A 15,668-nucleotide genomic window follows, 5' to 3' on the forward strand; every position below is an offset into this window, starting at 1 on the left:
GCGCGATGGTGAGGCCGCGCGCCCCCACCCCTGCCCTCCCCCAGCGGGGGAGGGAGAAAGACGAGACAGGTGCTTGCGTCATGCAGCTGCAATCATTTCGTAGACCTCGTCCTCCGAACTGCCCCCCGGCAGCTCCCCCACCTTCTTCCGGTCCCTCAGCACCACGATGCGATGCGCCACGCGCACCACCTCGCTCATTTCCGACGAGATGAAGATCACCGCCATGCCCGCCTTCGCGAGCCGCAGGATTTCTTCCATGATTTCCTGCTTGGCCGCCACGTCGATGCCGCGCGTGGGTTCGTCCAGGATCAGCAGGCGCGGCTCGGTCGCGAGCCAGCGCGCGATCATGGCCTTCTGCTGGTTGCCGCCGGACAGCAGGCCGATGGGGGTTTCGACGCTCGCCGTCTTGATGCCCAGCGACGCAACGAAGCGCTCGGCCATCGCAGTCTGTTCGGCATGCGAGAGAAAACGCTTCGTGCCCAGCCGCGCCTGCAATGCCAATGCGATGTTCTCGCGCACCGAGAGCTCGGCGACGATGCCGTCGGTCTTGCGTTCTTCGGGACACAGCGCCAGCCCTTCACGTATCGCATCGGCCGGGTTCGAAAAACCGACGCTGCGGCCGTCGACCTTGAGCACGCCGCGGTCGGGCGATTCGAGGCCGAACAGCAGGCGCGCCAGCTCCGTGCGACCCGCACCTAGCAGACCCGCGATGCCGACGACTTCGCCGGCGCGCACGCGCAGGTCCGTCGCCTGCAACTGCCCGGCCTGCCCCAGCCCTTCGGCCTGCAGCAACGCGGGCGCCGCCTCGTCGAACGCGGGCAATGCGGCAGGCCTTGCCGACTGCGCCGCCAGCTCGCGCCCCAGCATCGCGGCGATCAATGCCTGAGGCCCGAGGTCGGCGGCCTTCCACTCGCCGATCCAGCTGCCGTTGCGCAGCACCGTGATGCGGTCCGACACCGCGTACATCTGGTTCAAAAAGTGCGTGACGAACACGATCGCCAGCCCCTCGCCACGCAAGCGCCGCAGCACCTCGAACAGCTTCTCGACCTCGTCGTCGTCCAGGCTCGATGTCGGCTCGTCGAGGATCAGCACCTTCGACGACACGCCCAGCGCCCGCGCGATGGCGACCATCTGCTGCACCGCCACCGAGTAGCTCGACAGCAGCCGCGTCACGTCGATGTCCAGCCGATGCGCGCCAGCAGTTCTTCGGCGCGCCGATTCACCGCCGCCCAGTCGATGCGAAAACCCTGCACCGCGCCGCAGCGCGGGTAGCGGCCCGCGAACACGTTCTCGGCCACCGACAGGTTCGGGCACAGGTTCACTTCCTGGTAGACCGTGCTGATGCCCAGCTTCTGCGCGTCCAGCGGCGAGGCGGGGCGAATCGGCTGGCCTTCGAGGCGCATCTCGCCGCCGCTCGAGGGCAGCACACCCGTCAGTACCTTGATGAGCGTCGACTTGCCCGCGCCGTTCTGCCCCATCAGCGCGTGGATCTCGCCCGGGTACAGATCGAGCCGCACATCGCGCAGCACCGGGATGCCGCCGAACTGCTTGTGGATGCCCCGCAGCGCGAGCACGGGGCCGGGGGTGCCGTCCGTCATGGGTGGGTGCCGCTACTTGTTCTTGTTGTACACGTCGACGAACACCGCCGCCAGCAGCACCAGGCCCTTGATGACCTGCTGGTAGTCGATGCCGATGCCCAGGATCGACATGCCGTTGTTCATCACGCCCATGATGAAGGCGCCGATGACCGCGCCCATCACGCGGCCCACGCCGCCCGAGGCCGAGGCGCCGCCGATGAAGCAGGCGGCGATCACGTCGAGCTCGAAGCCCAGGCCCGCCTTGGGCGTGGCCGTGTTCAGCCGCGCCGCGAACACCAGGCCCGCCAGCGCCGCAAGCGCGCCCATGTTCACGAAGGTGAGGAACGCGAGCCGCTGCGTCTTCACGCCCGACAGCCGCGCCGCCTTCTCGTTGCCGCCCAGCGCGTAGATGCGCCGGCCGACGGTGGTGCGGTTGGTGACGAAGTCGTACACCACGATCAGCACCGCCATGACGATCAGCACGTTCGGCAGGCCCTTGTAGGTCGAGAGCAGGTAGCTGAAGAAGACGATCACGGCCGCGAAGAACAGGTTCTTCACCAGGAAGAAGGCATAGGGCTCCTGCTCCATGCCGTGCGCCGCCAGCTTGGCGCGACCGCGCAGCTTGAAGAACACCAGCGCCGCCGCGGCCACCACGCCGACCACCAGCGAGGTGGTGCGCAACGCATCGCCGCCCAGCGGATCGGGAATGAAGCCCGAGCTGAGGCGCTGGAACGCCTCGGGGAACGGCCCCACCGACTGCCCGGCCAGCAGCGCCAGCGTGAGCCCCTTGAACACCAGCATGCCCGCCAGCGTGACGATGAACGACGGGATCTTGCGGAACGCCACGAACCAGCCCTGCGCCGCGCCGATGACGGCGCCCGCCACGATGCTCACGATGGCCGTGGGCACGAAGTGCCATTCGTACTCCACCATCAGCACCGCCGCCAGCGCGCCGATGAAGCCGCACACCGAGCCCACCGACAGGTCGATGTGCCCGGCCACGATCACCAGCAGCATGCCCAGCGCCATGATGACCACGTAGCTGTTCTGCAGCAGCAGGTTGGTGAGGTTGAGCGGGCGCAGCAAGGTGCCGTCGGTCAGCACCTGGAACAGCACCATGATCGCGACCAGCGAGATCAGCATGCCGTACTCGCGCAGGTTGTTCTTCAGGAAGCCCGCATGCAGTTTCGGCGCATCGGCCAGGGGGACGGCGGTCTTCACCGCGTTGACTTCAGGCTGCGACATGGACGGAACTCCCTGCGCTCACGATGGCGTGCATGATGCGTTCCTGCGAGGCTTCGGCCGCCGTGAACTCGGCCACGAAGCGGCCCTCGTTCATCACGTAGATGCGGTCGCACATGCCGAGCAGTTCCGGCAGTTCAGAAGAAATCATGAGAATGCCTTTGCCCTCGTTCGCGAGCTGGTCGATGATGGTGTAGATCTCGTACTTGGCGCCCACGTCGATGCCGCGCGTGGGCTCGTCCAGGATCAGCAGTTCGGGCCTGGTGAAGAGCCATTTGCTCAACACCACCTTCTGCTGGTTGCCTCCCGACAGGTTGACCACCAGCTGCTCGACGCCCGAGCAGCGGATGTTGAGCGCCTTGCGGTACTCGTTGGCCACCTTGAATTCGCGGCCGTTGTCGATCACCGAGCGCTCGGCAATCGCGTCGAGGTTCGCCAGGCTGATGTTCTGGCGGATGTCTTCCTCCAGCACCAGCCCCAGGCCCTTGCGGTCTTCGGTGACGTAGGCAATGCCATGGTCGATGGCCTTGCGCACCGTGCTCACGTCGACCGGCTTACCGTGCATGCGCACTTCGCCGCTGATGCGCTGGCCGTAGGAGCGGCCGAACACGCTCATGGCCAGTTCGGTGCGGCCCGCGCCCATGAGGCCCGCGATGCCGACGATCTCGCCCTGGCGCACGTTCAGGCTCACGCCCTTGATCTGCTCGCGGTCGGCGTGCAGCGCGTGGTGCACGCGCCAGTCGCGCACCTCGAGCACGGTCTGGCCGATCTTCGGCGCGCGCTGCGGATAGCGGTGCGCCATGTCGCGCCCCACCATGCCGCGGATGATGCGGTCCTCGCTGATCGGCTGGTCGCGGCAGTCGATGGTCTCGACCGTGGCGCCGTCGCGCAGCACGGTCACCGAGTCGGCCACCTTCGAGATCTCGTTGAGCTTGTGCGAGATGAGGATCGACGCAATGCCCTGGCGCTTGAGCTCCAGCAGCAGCATCAGCAGCGCGTCGCTGTCCTTCTCGTTGAGGCTGGCGGTGGGCTCGTCGAGGATCAGCAGCTTCACCTCTTTCGCGAGTGCCTTGGCAATTTCCACCAGCTGCTGCTTGCCCACGCCCAGGTCGGTCACGAGCGTGGTGGGCGGCTCCTTCAGGCCGACCTTGGCCAGCAGCTCGCGCGTCTTCGCATAGGCGGCGAACCAGTCGATCACGCCGCCGCGCGTGATCTCGTTGCCCAGGAAGATGTTCTCGGCAATCGACAGCAGCGGCACCAGCGCCAGCTCCTGGTGGATGATGATGATGCCGAGCTTCTCGCTGTCGGCGATGCCCTTGAAGCGGCGCACCTCGTCCTCGAAACGGATGTCGCCGGTGTACGAGTCGCACGGGTACACGCCGCTCAGCACCTTCATGAGCGTCGACTTGCCGGCGCCGTTTTCTCCCACCACCGCGTGGATCTCCCCCGCGCGCACCGCGAGGTTGACGTTGCTCAGGGCTTTCACCCCGGGAAACGTCTTGGTGATTCCGCGCATCTCGAGAATCGTGCGCTCTTCGTTGTTGTTTTTCACTCCCTGGGCCATGCTCACTTCACCTGGCTTTCCTTGTAGTAGCCGCTGTCGATCAGCACCGGCTTCCAGTTCGATGCATCCACGCTCACCGGCTTGAGCAGGTAGGAAGGCACGACCTTGATGCCGTTGTTGTAGGTCTTGGTGTCGTTCACCTCGGGCTGCTTGCCCGAGAGCATCGCGTCCACCATGGCCACCGTCACCTTGGCCAGTTCGCGCGTGTCCTTGAACACGGTCGAGGTCTGCTCCTTGCGCAGGATCGACTTGACCGAAGGCACCTCGGCGTCCTGCCCCGAGACGACGGGCATCGGCTGCGAGGCCGAGCCGTAGCCCACGCCCTTGAGCGACGAGAGAATGCCGATGGAAATTCCGTCGTACGGCGACAGCACCGCGTCGATGCGGTCCTTGGTGTAGTAGGCCGACAGCAGGTTGTCCATGCGCGCCTGCGCCACCGCGCCGTCCCAGCGCAGGGTGCCGACCTTGTCCATGCCCATCTGCTTGCTGCGCACCACGAGCTTGCCGCTCTTGAGGTAGGGCTCGAACACCGACATCGCGCCGTTGTAGAAGAAGAAGGCGTTGTTGTCGTCGGGCGAGCCGCCGAACAGCTCGATGTTGAACGGGCCCTTGCCGCTCTTCAGGCCCAGCGCGTTCTCGATCGATTGCGCCTGCAGCACGCCCACCTGGAAGTTGTCGAAGGTAGCGTAGTAGTCGACGTTCTTCGAGCCCTTGATGAGCCGGTCGTACGCGATGACCTTCACGCCCTTGTCGGCCGCCTTCTGCAGCACGTCGGACAGCGTGGTGCCGTCGATGGCCGCGATGACCAGCACCTTGGAGCCCTTGGTCACCATGTTCTCGATCTGCGCGAGCTGGTTGGGAATGTCGTCGTCGGCGTACTGCAGGTCGGTCTTGTAGCCCTTGTCCTTGAAGTACTTGGCCATGTTGGCGCCGTCGGCGATCCAGCGGGCCGACGACTTGGTGGGCATCGAGATGGCGATCAGGCCCTTGTCCTGCGCATGGGCCAGCAGCGGCGAAAGGCCCGTGACGGCCAGCGCGATGCCGGCCAGCGATGCCTTGAGGAAGTTGCGTTTCATAGGATGTTGTTCTCAGTACTTGCGGTTGGGAAACTCTTTGGCCGCGACTTCCATGGGGAAGATGCTCTCGACCGTCACGATGCGCTTGGGCAGCGTCTTGCCGTCCTTGATGTCCTTCACCGCCTGCATGAGCTGCGGCCCGAGCAGCGGGCTGCATTCGACCGACACGTTGAGCTTGCCGGCGATCATGGCTTCGAAGGCGCCCTTCACGCCGTCGATGGAAATGATGGTGATGTCTTTCGCGGGCTTCAGGCCCGCTTCCTCGATGGCCTGGATGGCGCCGATGGCCATGTCGTCGTTGTGCGCGAACAGCACGTTGATCTTCTTGCCGTCGGCCTTCAGGAAGGCTTCCATCACCTCCTTGCCCTTGGCGCGCGTGAAGTCGCCGGTCTGCGAGCGGATGATCTTGAACTTCGGGTCGGCCTTGATGATTTCCTCGAAGCCCTTCTTGCGGTCGATGGCCGGGGCCGAGCCCACGGTGCCCTGCAGCTCGACGATGTTCACGTCGCCCTTCTGGTCCTTCATCTTCTCGACCAGCCAGCGGCCGGCCTTGCGGCCTTCCTCGATGAAGTCGGAGCCCATGAAGGTGACGTAGAGCGTGTCGTCCTTGGTGCTCACCGAGCGGTCGGTCAGCACCACCGGGATCTTGGCGGCCTTGGCTTCGCGCAGCACGGTTTCCCAGCCCGACTCGACCACGGGCGAGAACGCGATCACGTCGACCTTCTGCGCGATGTACGAGCGGATGGCCTTGATCTGGTTTTCCTGCTTCTGCTGCGCGTCGGAGAACTTCAGCTCGATGCCCGCGTCCTTGGCGGACGACTTGATCGACTCGGTGTTGGCGGTGCGCCATTCGCTCTCGGCGCCCACCTGCGCAAAGCCCAGCACGAGCTTCTTCTGCGCGAAGACCGAAACGGGCAACATGCCGCCCAGGGCGGCGGCGGCGAGCGCGGTGTTGAGGGTGCGGCGATTCATGGTCATGGGATGTCTCCTTCTCTGTTGGCTTGCTTGTTTGAGGACCGTCTCTTGTGTCGGCTCAGGCCAGCATGTAGCCAGTCTTCACCGTCGTGTAGAACTCCGCGGCGTGGCGCCCTTGTTCGCGCGGCCCGTAGCCCGACCCCTTGCGGCCGCCGAAGGGCACATGGAAGTCCACCCCCGCGGTCGGCAGATTGACCATCGTCATGCCGACCACGGCATGGCGCCTGAAATGCATGGCGTGCTTCAGCGAGTTGGTGCAGATGCCCGCGCACAGGCCGAAGGGCGTGTCGTTGCACAGGGCCAGCGCGTCGTCGTAGTCGTCGGCGCGCAGCACGCAGGCCATCGGGCCGAAGAGCTCTTCGCGCGCGATGCGGTGCGAGGAGCGGGCCAGGAACAGCGCGGGGCTCATGTAGTGGCCGGTGGTGCTGCGCTCGAGCGCCTCGCCGCCCCACACGTGCTCGGCCCCTTCTTCGCGCGCGATGTCGACCCAGGCGAGGTTGTGCGCCAGGCGCTCTTCGTCGGCCACGGGGCCGATGTCGATGCCGCGCTCCAGCGCGTGGCCGATCTTCAGCGCCTGCAGCCGCTGGCGCAGCTTGGCCACGAAGGCGTCGTGCACCGGCGCCTCGACGATGAGCCGGCTCGACGCGGTGCAGCGCTGGCCGGCGGAAAAGTAGGCGCCCTGCACCGCGCAGTCGACCGCGCGGTCAAGGTCGGCATCGGCCAGCACCACCAGCGCATTGCGCCCGCCCGTTTCGAGCTGCACCTTGGCGCGCCGCGCGGCGACCGCCTGCAGGATGCGCTCGCCGTTGGCCATGGAGCCCGTGAAGCTCAGCGCGTCGACCAATGCGCTGTCGACCAGCGCCTGCCCCACTTCGCGGCCGCTGCCCATCACGAGGTTGAAGGCCCCGGCGGGCAAGGCCGCGCGGCTGATGATCTCGGCCAGCGCCCAGCCGCAGGCCGGCACCAGCTCGGCCGGCTTGAACACCACGCTGTTGCCGTGGGCCAGCGCGGGCGCGATCTTCGAGGCCGGAATGACGAAGGGCGAGTTCCACGGCGTGATGAGCCCGACCACGCCGACCGGCTCGCGCGTGACGTCGACCTGCACGCCCGCGCGCACCGAGGCCACGTTCTCGCCGCCACCGCCGCGCAGCGCCTCGCCCGCGAAGAACTTGAAGACCTGGCCCGCGCGCGCCGCCTCGGCCACGGCCTCGGGCAGCGTCTTGCCTTCTTCGCGCGCAAGCAGCAGGCCCAGCTCGTCCTTGCGTGCGAGCAGCTCGGCGCCGATGCGGTCGAGCACGTCGGCGCGCCGCTGCGGCGTGCTGTGGCTCCAGTGGGGAAAGGCTTCGGTGGCCGCGCGGATGGCGAACTCCGCCTGGCGGCGATCGGCGCGGGCGTACTCGGCGACCACCTCGCTGGTGTCCGACGGGTTGGCGCGCACACCGGTGGTCGCGCTGGTTTCCCAGCGGCCATTGATGTACTGCCGCACCTGCTGATGGATCTCGCCGTGAATCACCGTGGCGCCGACCTTGTCTCTGTTGTTCTGGATGTGCGGGCCAGTCTAGGAACAAAATCGATATCGATCCAATCGTTTTTTAAGCAAAATGCATATCGATCGCCGGATTCTGGAAAACCCCATCAGTCCTTGGTTTCAAGAAAAATGACCAACTACAACCACTGGTTCATTCGTGCACGCCTGAAGACCCGGCAACTGCTGTTGCTGGTGGCGCTGGCCGAGGAAGGCAACATCCATCGCGCGGCGCAGGTGCTCAACATGACGCAGCCCGCGGCCTCCAAGTTGCTCAAAGACCTGGAAGACGTGCTGGAGGTGTCGCTGTTCGAGCGCCTGCCGCGCGGCATGCGCCCGACCTGGTACGGCGAGACCATGATCCGCCACGCCCGCGTGGCGCTCGCCAGCCTGAACCAGGCGCACGACGAGCTCACGGCACTGAAGGCCGGGCGCTTCGGCAACGTGAGCGTGGGCGCCATCACCGCGCCGGGGCTCACGCTGCTGCCGCCCGCCGTGGCGATGGTCAAGCGCGAGCAGCCCGACCTGCGCGTGGCGCTCGAAATAGAAACCAGCCCGGTGCTGATCGAGCGGCTCGAGCAGGGCAAGCTCGACATCCTGGTGGCGCGTCTCTTCGCCGAGCACGACAAGTCGCAGCTGCGCTACGAGGCCTTGAGCGAAGAGCCCGTGTGCGCGCTGGTGCGCCCGGGCCATCCGCTGCTGGGCGAGAGCGGGCTCACGCTGCGCGACGTGGTGAGCGCGGGCTGGATCGTGCCGCCCGCGGGCAGCGTGCTGCGGCACCGCTTCGAGCTGATGTTCCAGGAAGAAGGCCTGGCGCCGCCGACCAACATCATCGAGAGCTCGGCCCTGCTCTTCATCACGCGCATGCTGCAGCAGAGCGACATGGTGGCGGTGCTGGCGACCGACGTGGCGCGCTACTACGCGGCGCACGGCATCGTGTCGCTGCTGCCGCTGGACATGCCCTGCCACATGGACGCCTTCGGCATCATCACGCGCACCGACCGGCTGCTGTCGCCGGCGGCGAAGGTGATGATGAAGGCGCTGAAGACGGCGAGCATGAGCGTGTACGGCAAGCGGCTCGACGCCAACTGACGGCGCGCTTTCGGCGGGCGTTCAGGTCCAGCCGGCGTCGACCGTGAACTCCTGCGCGGTGCACATGCGCGCATCGTCCGACGCGAGGAACAGCACCATGCGCGCGATGTCCTCGGGCAGCAGCTTGTCGGGCAGGCACTGGTTGCGCTTCAAGGCCTGCTCGCCCTCGTCGTCGAGCCACAGCTTGACCTGCCGCTCGGTCATCACCCAGCCGGGCGACACGGTGTTGATGCGGATGCGGTCGCGGCCCAGGTCCACCGCGAGACCGCGCGTGAGGCCGTTCACCGACGACTTGGCGATGGCGTAGCAGGGGTAGCCCGAGCCCTTGGTCTGCCAGCCCGTGGAGCCCAGGTTGACCACCGAGCCGAAGCCCAGCCGCTTCATGCCCGGCACCACCGATTGAATGGCGAACAGCGCCGGCCGCTCGTTGATGGCCATGCGGTTGTCGTAGTAGTCGGGCGTGACTGACTCGAGCGTGTGGCGGTCGTCGCTGGCCACGTTGTTGACCAGCACCGCGAAGTCGCCGAGTTCGGCCGCCGCGTCAGCGATGGCCTTTTGCAGCGCGCCGATGTCGCGCACGTCGCAGGCGCGCCACCACGGCGCCGCATGGCCGGCCTCGACGATCTGCTTGGCGAGTTGCGCGCTCGCGCCCTCGGCGATGTCGATGAAAGCCACGCGCGCGCCCTGCGCCGCGAACGCGCCGACGATGGCCGCGCCGATGCCGCTGCCGCCACCGGTGACGAACACCGTGCGGCCCTTCAGGCTCGGATGAATGGAAAGCTGGGGGGAATTCAAGAAGTGTCTCCAGGTGCCCCGGCATATGACATTGCAAAACGCATATCAATTGATGCCAGTATTTTCAATTTCTATTATCAATATGCCTTGATACGATCCGCGGCGTCAAGATGACGTGACGAGGAACAACAATGAACAAGGCAGAGACAAGCACCCCTTCCCATTCCCCCTCTTCTTCTCCCTCGCTTGCGGTGCCCACCGTGGCGGGCGAGGCCGAATGCATCTGGCCCGCCGGCGCCAACCTCGGCGAAGGCACGCTGTGGTCACAGCGCGAGCAGGCGCTCTACTGGATCGACATCCTCACGCCGCGCCTGTTCCGCTACGACCCCGTGAGCGGCGCGCAGCGCACCTGGACCTTCGACGAAGAGATCACCGCCATCGCCGAGCGCGCCTCGGCCCCCGGCCTCTTCATCACGCTGCGGCGCGGCTTCGCGCTGTTCGACACCACCGCGCCCGGCGACACCGCCAAGCCGCGCTACCTGCACCAGCCCGAGACCGAGCGCACCGGCAACCGCTTCAACGACGGCAAGTGCGACAGCCGCGGCCGCTTCTGGGCCGGCAGCATGGACTTCGATTGCAAGGCGCCCACCGGCGCGCTCTACCGCTACGACGCCGACGGCCGCTGCACGCGGCACGACGACGGCTTCGAGGTGACCAACGGCCCGACGTGGTCGGGCGACGGCCGCACCATGTACTTCAACAACACGGTGCTCAACAAGCTCTACGCCTACGACTTCGACATGGACGCGGGCACCGTGTCGATGCGGCGCGAGTGGCACCGTTTTCCCAAGCCCGACGGCCTGCCCGACGGCATGACCACCGACGCGGGCGGCCGCCTGTGGATCGCGCACTGGGGCGGTTCGTGCGTCACCTGCCACGACCCGGTGAGCGCGGCCGAGCTGTGCCGCATCGCGCTGCCCGCGAGCCACGTCACCGACTGCGCCTTCGGCGACGCGACCTGCGCACGCTCTACATCACGACCGCGCGCAACAGCCTCACGCCCGAACAACAGGCGGCCGAGCCGCTCGCGGGTGGGCTCTTCAAGGTGCGCATCGACAGCCCCGGCGTGCCGGCGGCGCTGTTCGCAGGCTGAGGGCTGCTCAAGGCGTCAGCCGACGCTGAAGCGGTGCTCGGTCGCGCTGTGGAAGCGCTCGCCCGGCCGCAGCACCGTTGACGGAAACTCCGGCCGGTTCGGCGAATCGGGAAAGTGCTGCGTTTCCAGGCACAGCCCGTCGCCCTGCCGCAGGCTCGCGCCCGCGCTGCCGAAGAGGCTGCCGTCGAGAAAATTGCCCGAGTAGAACTGCACGCCGGGCTCGCTGGTGTGCACTTCCATCACGCGGCCCGAGGCCTCGTGCTCGAGGCGCGCCGCAAGCGCCAAACCTTGCTGCACGTTGCCACGGTCGAGCACCCAGTTGTGGTCGTAGCCGTGCGCGAGCAGCAGCTGTTCGTGCCCTTCGCGGATGCGATCGCCGATGCGCGTGGGCGTGCGAAAGTCGAACGGCGTCGCGGCCACCTCGGCCAGGCCGGTCGGGATCAGCGTGGCGTCGACCGGGCAGTAGCGGCTTGCCGGCAGCGTCAGCCGGTGGTCCATCACCGAGCCGCTGCCCGCGAGGTTGAAGTAGTCGTGGTGGCTCAGGTTCAGCACCGTGGGCTTGTCGGTCAGCGCGCTGTAGTCGATGCGCCAGGTGTTGGCGGTTGCGCTCAACGTGTAGCGCACCGTGAGCCGCAGCTCGCCGGGGTAGCCCTCTTCGCCGTCGGCGCTGGTGTGGCGCAGTTCGATGGCGATGTCGCCGCCCGCGTCTTCGGCCGCGAGCGGCACGATGTCCCAGTAGCGCGTGCCGAAGCCCTTCGCGCCGCCATGCAGCGAATTGACACCGTCGTTCAGGCCGACCTGGTGCGCCGTGCCTTCGAGCGTGAAGCGCCCCGCCGCGATGCGGTTCGCGAAGCGCCCGACGATGGTGCCGAAGTGCGGATGCGGCTTCCGATAATCCGCCAATGTCGGCAGGCCCAGCACCACGTTCGCGGCCTGCCCGTGCCGGTCGGGCACGTGCAGCGCGGTGACGATGCCGCCGAGGTTGATGGTGCTCAGGCGCAGGCCCCGGCCGTTGTCGAGCGTGTACTCGGTGACGGCGCGGCCGTCGGGCATGCGGCCGAGGTCGCGCGAGGTGATGGGGCTGCTGCTGTGCATGTGCGTTCGTCCTGCGGGCTGGCTACGGAAACAGCGCCTCGCGCGCGCACAGCGAGGCGGTGCGCAGGCCGATGCGGTCCGTGAGGTCGTGAAACTCGGGCGGCTCGGCCGCGTGCGTGCGGATCTCGACGCGGTGCCCGGCCTTGCCCACCGCGTCGGCAAAGCGCTGCTGCAGCGCGAAGGGCGTGTTCTGGTCGTCGCGGTTGCCGATCAGGACGATGCGCCGCGACGGGTCGCGCGCGATGCCGCCCACGTGCTCGAGCGGGTCGTAGAACTGCGCGCTGCCGGTGGTGTCGGTGCGCCCGCCGTTCGAGCGGCCCAGCAGCTTCGCGCGCTCCAGCAGCCCGTAGGCGCCCGATGTCAGCACCGCGCAGGCCACGCGCGTGCGGCCCAGCGTGAGCAGCGCGGCGCCCGCCGTGGCGCCGCCGCTGTGGCCCACGATGACGATGCGCTGCAGCTTGTGGCGCTGCATGAGCGCGTCGAGCGCGGCGTCCAGCGCATGGAACTCCACCAACTGCCGGCGCTGGCGGTGGTCGCCCGACGAGCCGTAGGTGCCAGGCCGCGCGACAAAGATCCACGGCACGCCCGCGCGGTCGCGGCTGCGCTGCGCGTCGAGCGTGCGCAGCGGCTCGGTGTTGCCTGGAATGCGTGTGGGCGCCTGGTCCATCACGCTGTCGCGGTCGCCCGAGAACTGCACGATGGCCATGCGCGCGCCGTCGATGTCATCGCTCGCGAAGTAGCGGATGCAGGCCGGCCCTTCGACCGGCCGCACCCACAGGAAGCCGGGCCGGTCGGGGCAGCTCGCGCGGTCGGCGGGCTGGTTCCAGTGCAGCACCTCGTCGTTGCTCGGGACAAAGGGGCGCGGCACGTCGGGGCCGGTGCGCTGGGCGCAGGCCGTTTGCGCCAGCGCGCACAGCAACAGCAGCACGCCATGCGCATACCGGCGCAAGAAGGCCAGCGCGGTCATAGCTTCTGCAGCAGGCCCGGCACGCTGCCGAAGTCGGAGCCGATGCGATCGCCCTTCACCAGCACCAGGTCGCCGTCGCGCAGGAACGTGCCGAGGTAGCCCGCGAGCTGCGCGGCGTCGTCGAAGTGCGGGCCGAGCAGCTCGGCGGGCACCTCTTCGCGCAGCCAGCGCATTTCGTCGCCGTGCGTGACCACGTGCGCAATGCCCGACTGCAGCAGCGGCGCGGCCAGGCTGCGGTGCATGGCCTCGGCGTCGTTGTCCAGGTTGATGATGCGGCCCAGCACGCCGATCTTGCGCGTGACCGGCCCGTGCGCCGCGCGCTCGAAGCCGCGCACGAACTCCATGGCGTTGCGCATCGACATGACCTCGGCGTTCCAGCTGTCGTCGACCAGCGTGGCCTGCACGCCGGCCTGCGTGCGCAGCGGGTGCACCTGCATCACCGACGCGGGCAGCCGCACGTGCGGCATGCGCGCGCAGGCGGCGTCGGCGTCGAAGCCCATCGCCAGCAAGGCCGCGAAGGCCAGCGCCGAATTGCGCACCAGCCCCGCGCTCGCGAGCGGAAAGACGTATTCCGCGGTGCGCCCCTGCATCGCGATGCGCACGCGGCAGCCGCCGCCGGGCTCGGGCCGTGTATCGACGATGCGGATGTTGGCGTCGGCCCCCGTGCCCACCACCCAGATGGCGCCCGCCGTGCGCGCCGCCGCCTGCACCACCTGCTGCAGGCAGGCGATGTGATCGGGCACGATGGCCACGCCGCCGGGCTCCAGCCCCAGGAAGATGCGCGACTTGTATTCGGCCGTGAGCTCCAGCGTCGAGGCCTGCCGGGTCTGCGACAGGCCGATCTCGGTGATGACGGCCACGTGCGGCCGCGCCATCAGCGCGATGGGGCCGCGCTCCATCCACAGGCCGCTTTGCGCCATTTCGAGAATGCACACGTCGGCGTCGGCCGCGAGGTTGGCCAGCATGGCCGGCACGCCGACGCGCGAGTTGTAGTTGTCGACCGTGGTGAGCACGCGCGCGCGCTCGGGCAGCAGGTCGCGCAGCATGGCGATGGTGGACGACTTGCCGACCGTGCCGGTCACACCCACCACGAAGCCCCGGTAACGCGCCCGCGCGGCGGCACCGAGCGCGAGCATCGCGCGGATCGGGTCGTCCACTTGCAGCAACGGAAAGGCCGCGTCGAGCCCGTCGACCGCATGCGCGACCACGGCGCCGGCCAGCGCGTGCTGCAGGCCGGCCAGCTCGAGGTGGCGGTCCCAGTTGTCGGCGCGCGGCTTGCTGTAGCTCTCGTGCACAGCCAGCGTGCGGTAGTCCGACGCGATGAACAGCGACGGCGCCCGCAGCATCGACATGTGGGTCGGCCCGCGCACCACCGAGTTGACCGACCAGCCGGGCGGCGGCTCGACCAGCCAGCGCCCGCCGGTGATCTGCTGCAGTTGCGCGGCGGTCCACACGGGTCCGGGCCCGGGGCCTGGGCCGGCATCGGGCCGGTCCGCCATGAGCACGGGCGCGGGGCGCTCCGGCAGCGGCACCGGCAAGTCGGGCATGCGCAGGCCGCACCACACATGCAGGCGGCGCGCGGGCGGCAGGTCGGGCAGGTTGCCGCGCACGCGCACTTCGAGCTGCAGCACGTCGCTTTCGAGCAGGCCGGGGCGCGGCGGACGCAGGCCGTAGCGGTCGCGGTAGATGCGGCCGGGCTCCCAGCGGCTGGTGGGCCACATCCAGTCGCAGGGTCGTGGTCCATGCCCTCGCCCCAGGTCGGCATGGTGGCGCTGCGCATCGGCAGCGCGCGGAACTGCAGGCGCAGGTCGGCCGCCACGGGCGCGTCGACGGACCAGAAGGACTCGACCCACAGCATGCGGCGCCCCACGATCTGCCGGGGCGCGACACGCAGCCCCACCAGGCGCAGCGGGCCGAGCTGCAGCGGCGGCATGCGCGCGTCGCCCGGCACGGCGTCGACCCACCATTCGGGGCGCGGCGCGCGCACCGGGGCGATGACGGGCACCGCGCGTGGCACCGACACGGCGGCCGCCGCCGTGGAGTCGGGCTGAAGCGCGGGCCGCTCGGGCGGCGACAGCCGCAGGGTGCAACGCCCGTCCTGCACCGCGACCATCCCGGTGCCGAGCGCGCGGCACTGTTCGGCAAAGCGCGCGCTCAACGCCACGGCCTGCTCGCCCGCGAGCTGCCGCGAGAAGCCGTAGCCGACACCGACCGGCGTGAACATCACCGCCTCGACCCCGTGCAGCCCCAACGCCAGCGTGAACACGCCCGAGTCGCCGAAGTCGTTGCGGATGGAGTCGAACAGCAGGTCGCCCGCGTCGTGCAGGATCGGCCGGCCGCGATAGACCTCGATGCCCTGCAGCACGTGCGCCGAGGTGCCGAGCACCGCGTCCGCGCCGGCATCGACGATGGCATGGCCGACCGCGATTTCGGCGGGCGACGGCACGGTCTCGAGGTTGTCGCCCCAGTGCACCGCGACCAGCACCACGTCGGCTTCGCGGCGCGCGGCCTCGATGCGCGGCGCGAGCACGGCGGTCCACTCGGCCGCGTTGTCCAGCGGCAGCCACGCCGCGCCCGCGCGCTCGGCGGTGGCGGCAAAGTGCGGCTGCGTGGCGTCGAGCGAGAACAGCGCCACGCGCACGCCGCCCGCGCGGCGAAAGGCCGGGC

The 15,668-nt window shown here is 68.5% G+C and carries 11 protein-coding genes and 3 pseudogenes; 3 read left to right on the forward strand and 11 right to left on the reverse strand.

Features of this window, described 5'->3' with window-relative positions; translation table 11 throughout:
- Window positions 1–78 precede the first annotated feature (78 nt).
- The 6 genes and pseudogenes from BMG07_RS34790 to BMG07_RS34815 all read right to left on the reverse strand — a co-directional run bounded on the left by BMG07_RS34790 (window position 79) and on the right by BMG07_RS34815 (window position 7,947).
- Window positions 79–1,598, reverse strand: a pseudogene (locus BMG07_RS34790) (sugar ABC transporter ATP-binding protein).
- A 12-nt stretch (window positions 1,599–1,610) separates the two neighbouring features.
- Window positions 1,611–2,822 (reverse strand): multiple monosaccharide ABC transporter permease, encoded by a 1,212-nt coding sequence (mmsB, locus tag BMG07_RS34795; RefSeq protein WP_269759696.1) that lies wholly within the window; start codon window positions 2,820–2,822, stop codon window positions 1,611–1,613.
- Window positions 2,809–4,335, reverse strand: a complete 1,527-nt coding sequence (mmsA, locus tag BMG07_RS34800; protein WP_374221355.1) for a multiple monosaccharide ABC transporter ATP-binding protein — start codon at window positions 4,333–4,335, stop codon at window positions 2,809–2,811. Before mmsA ends, mmsB begins: the two co-directional genes overlap by 14 nt.
- Window positions 4,336–4,385: 50 nt before the next feature.
- A complete protein-coding gene (chvE, locus tag BMG07_RS34805; protein WP_198088329.1) occupies window positions 4,386–5,459 on the reverse strand; it encodes a multiple monosaccharide ABC transporter substrate-binding protein in 1,074 nt (357 codons plus the stop codon).
- 12 nt (window positions 5,460–5,471) lie between these two features.
- Complete coding sequence (locus BMG07_RS34810) at window positions 5,472–6,437, reverse strand: ABC transporter substrate-binding protein (protein WP_198088330.1); 966 nt, start codon at window positions 6,435–6,437, stop codon at window positions 5,472–5,474.
- A gap of 55 nt (window positions 6,438–6,492) precedes the next feature.
- Entirely contained in the window at window positions 6,493–7,947 is a 1,455-nt protein-coding gene (locus BMG07_RS34815) for an aldehyde dehydrogenase family protein (RefSeq protein ID WP_198088331.1), read from the reverse strand.
- Window positions 7,948–8,091: 144 nt separating this feature from the next.
- Here BMG07_RS34815 and BMG07_RS34820 point away from each other — a divergent pair, with 144 nt between their 5' ends.
- Window positions 8,092–9,051, forward strand: coding sequence for a LysR family transcriptional regulator (locus BMG07_RS34820; protein ID WP_198088332.1), 960 nt, complete (start codon window positions 8,092–8,094; stop codon window positions 9,049–9,051).
- Between the two features lie 21 nt (window positions 9,052–9,072).
- Here BMG07_RS34820 and BMG07_RS34825 read toward each other — a convergent pair whose 3' ends face one another.
- Window positions 9,073–9,846, reverse strand: coding sequence for an SDR family NAD(P)-dependent oxidoreductase (locus BMG07_RS34825; RefSeq protein ID WP_198088333.1), 774 nt, complete (start codon window positions 9,844–9,846; stop codon window positions 9,073–9,075).
- Window positions 9,847–9,977: 131 nt separating this feature from the next.
- Here BMG07_RS34825 and BMG07_RS34830 point away from each other — a divergent pair.
- A pseudogene (locus BMG07_RS34830) lies at window positions 9,978–10,939 on the forward strand (SMP-30/gluconolactonase/LRE family protein).
- A gap of 15 nt (window positions 10,940–10,954) precedes the next feature.
- Here BMG07_RS34830 and BMG07_RS34835 read toward each other — a convergent pair.
- From BMG07_RS34835 to BMG07_RS43355, 3 genes are read right to left on the reverse strand one after another with little or no spacing between them, the layout of a single operon-like run.
- Window positions 10,955–12,034, reverse strand: a complete 1,080-nt coding sequence (locus BMG07_RS34835) for an aldose epimerase family protein (protein ID WP_198088334.1) — start codon at window positions 12,032–12,034, stop codon at window positions 10,955–10,957.
- A 22-nt stretch (window positions 12,035–12,056) separates the two neighbouring features.
- Complete coding sequence (locus tag BMG07_RS34840) at window positions 12,057–13,001, reverse strand: S9 family peptidase (protein ID WP_198088335.1); 945 nt, start codon at window positions 12,999–13,001, stop codon at window positions 12,057–12,059.
- Window positions 12,998–14,722: a UDP-N-acetylmuramoyl-tripeptide--D-alanyl-D-alanine ligase gene (locus BMG07_RS43355; RefSeq protein ID WP_269759697.1), complete on the reverse strand. Its 1,725-nt coding sequence runs from the start codon at window positions 14,720–14,722 to the stop codon at window positions 12,998–13,000. Before BMG07_RS43355 ends, BMG07_RS34840 begins: the two co-directional genes overlap by 4 nt.
- Window positions 14,723–14,743: 21 nt before the next feature.
- Here BMG07_RS43355 and BMG07_RS43360 point away from each other — a divergent pair, with 21 nt between their 5' ends.
- Window positions 14,744–15,052 (forward strand): hypothetical protein, encoded by a 309-nt coding sequence (locus BMG07_RS43360; protein ID WP_269759698.1) that lies wholly within the window; start codon window positions 14,744–14,746, stop codon window positions 15,050–15,052.
- Between the two features lie 305 nt (window positions 15,053–15,357).
- Here BMG07_RS43360 and BMG07_RS43365 read toward each other — a convergent pair.
- Window positions 15,358–15,642 (reverse strand): annotated as a pseudogene (locus BMG07_RS43365) (CapA family protein); the annotation flags it as partial.
- Between the last annotated feature and the right edge of the window lie 26 nt (window positions 15,643–15,668).

It is taken from the genome of Variovorax sp. E3, from assembly GCF_016082275.1.
Lineage (GTDB): Bacteria > Pseudomonadota > Gammaproteobacteria > Burkholderiales > Burkholderiaceae_C > Variovorax.

Coding starts and splice junctions, on each gene's coding strand:
- BMG07_RS43360 (WP_269759698.1), top strand. CDS start 14,744: ATGCCCTCGCCCCAGGTCGGCATGGTGGCGCTGCGCATCGGCAGCGCG.
- BMG07_RS34820 (WP_198088332.1), top strand. CDS start 8,092: ATGACCAACTACAACCACTGGTTCATTCGTGCACGCCTGAAGACCCGG.
- BMG07_RS43355 (WP_269759697.1), bottom strand. CDS start 14,722: ATGTGGCCCACCAGCCGCTGGGAGCCCGGCCGCATCTACCGCGACCGC.
- BMG07_RS34810 (WP_198088330.1), bottom strand. CDS start 6,437: ATGACCATGAATCGCCGCACCCTCAACACCGCGCTCGCCGCCGCCGCC.
- chvE (WP_198088329.1), bottom strand. CDS start 5,459: ATGAAACGCAACTTCCTCAAGGCATCGCTGGCCGGCATCGCGCTGGCC.
- mmsB (WP_269759696.1), bottom strand. CDS start 2,822: ATGTCGCAGCCTGAAGTCAACGCGGTGAAGACCGCCGTCCCCCTGGCC.
- mmsA (WP_374221355.1), bottom strand. CDS start 4,335: ATGCGCGGAATCACCAAGACGTTTCCCGGGGTGAAAGCCCTGAGCAAC.
- BMG07_RS34835 (WP_198088334.1), bottom strand. CDS start 12,034: ATGCACAGCAGCAGCCCCATCACCTCGCGCGACCTCGGCCGCATGCCC.
- BMG07_RS34840 (WP_198088335.1), bottom strand. CDS start 13,001: ATGACCGCGCTGGCCTTCTTGCGCCGGTATGCGCATGGCGTGCTGCTG.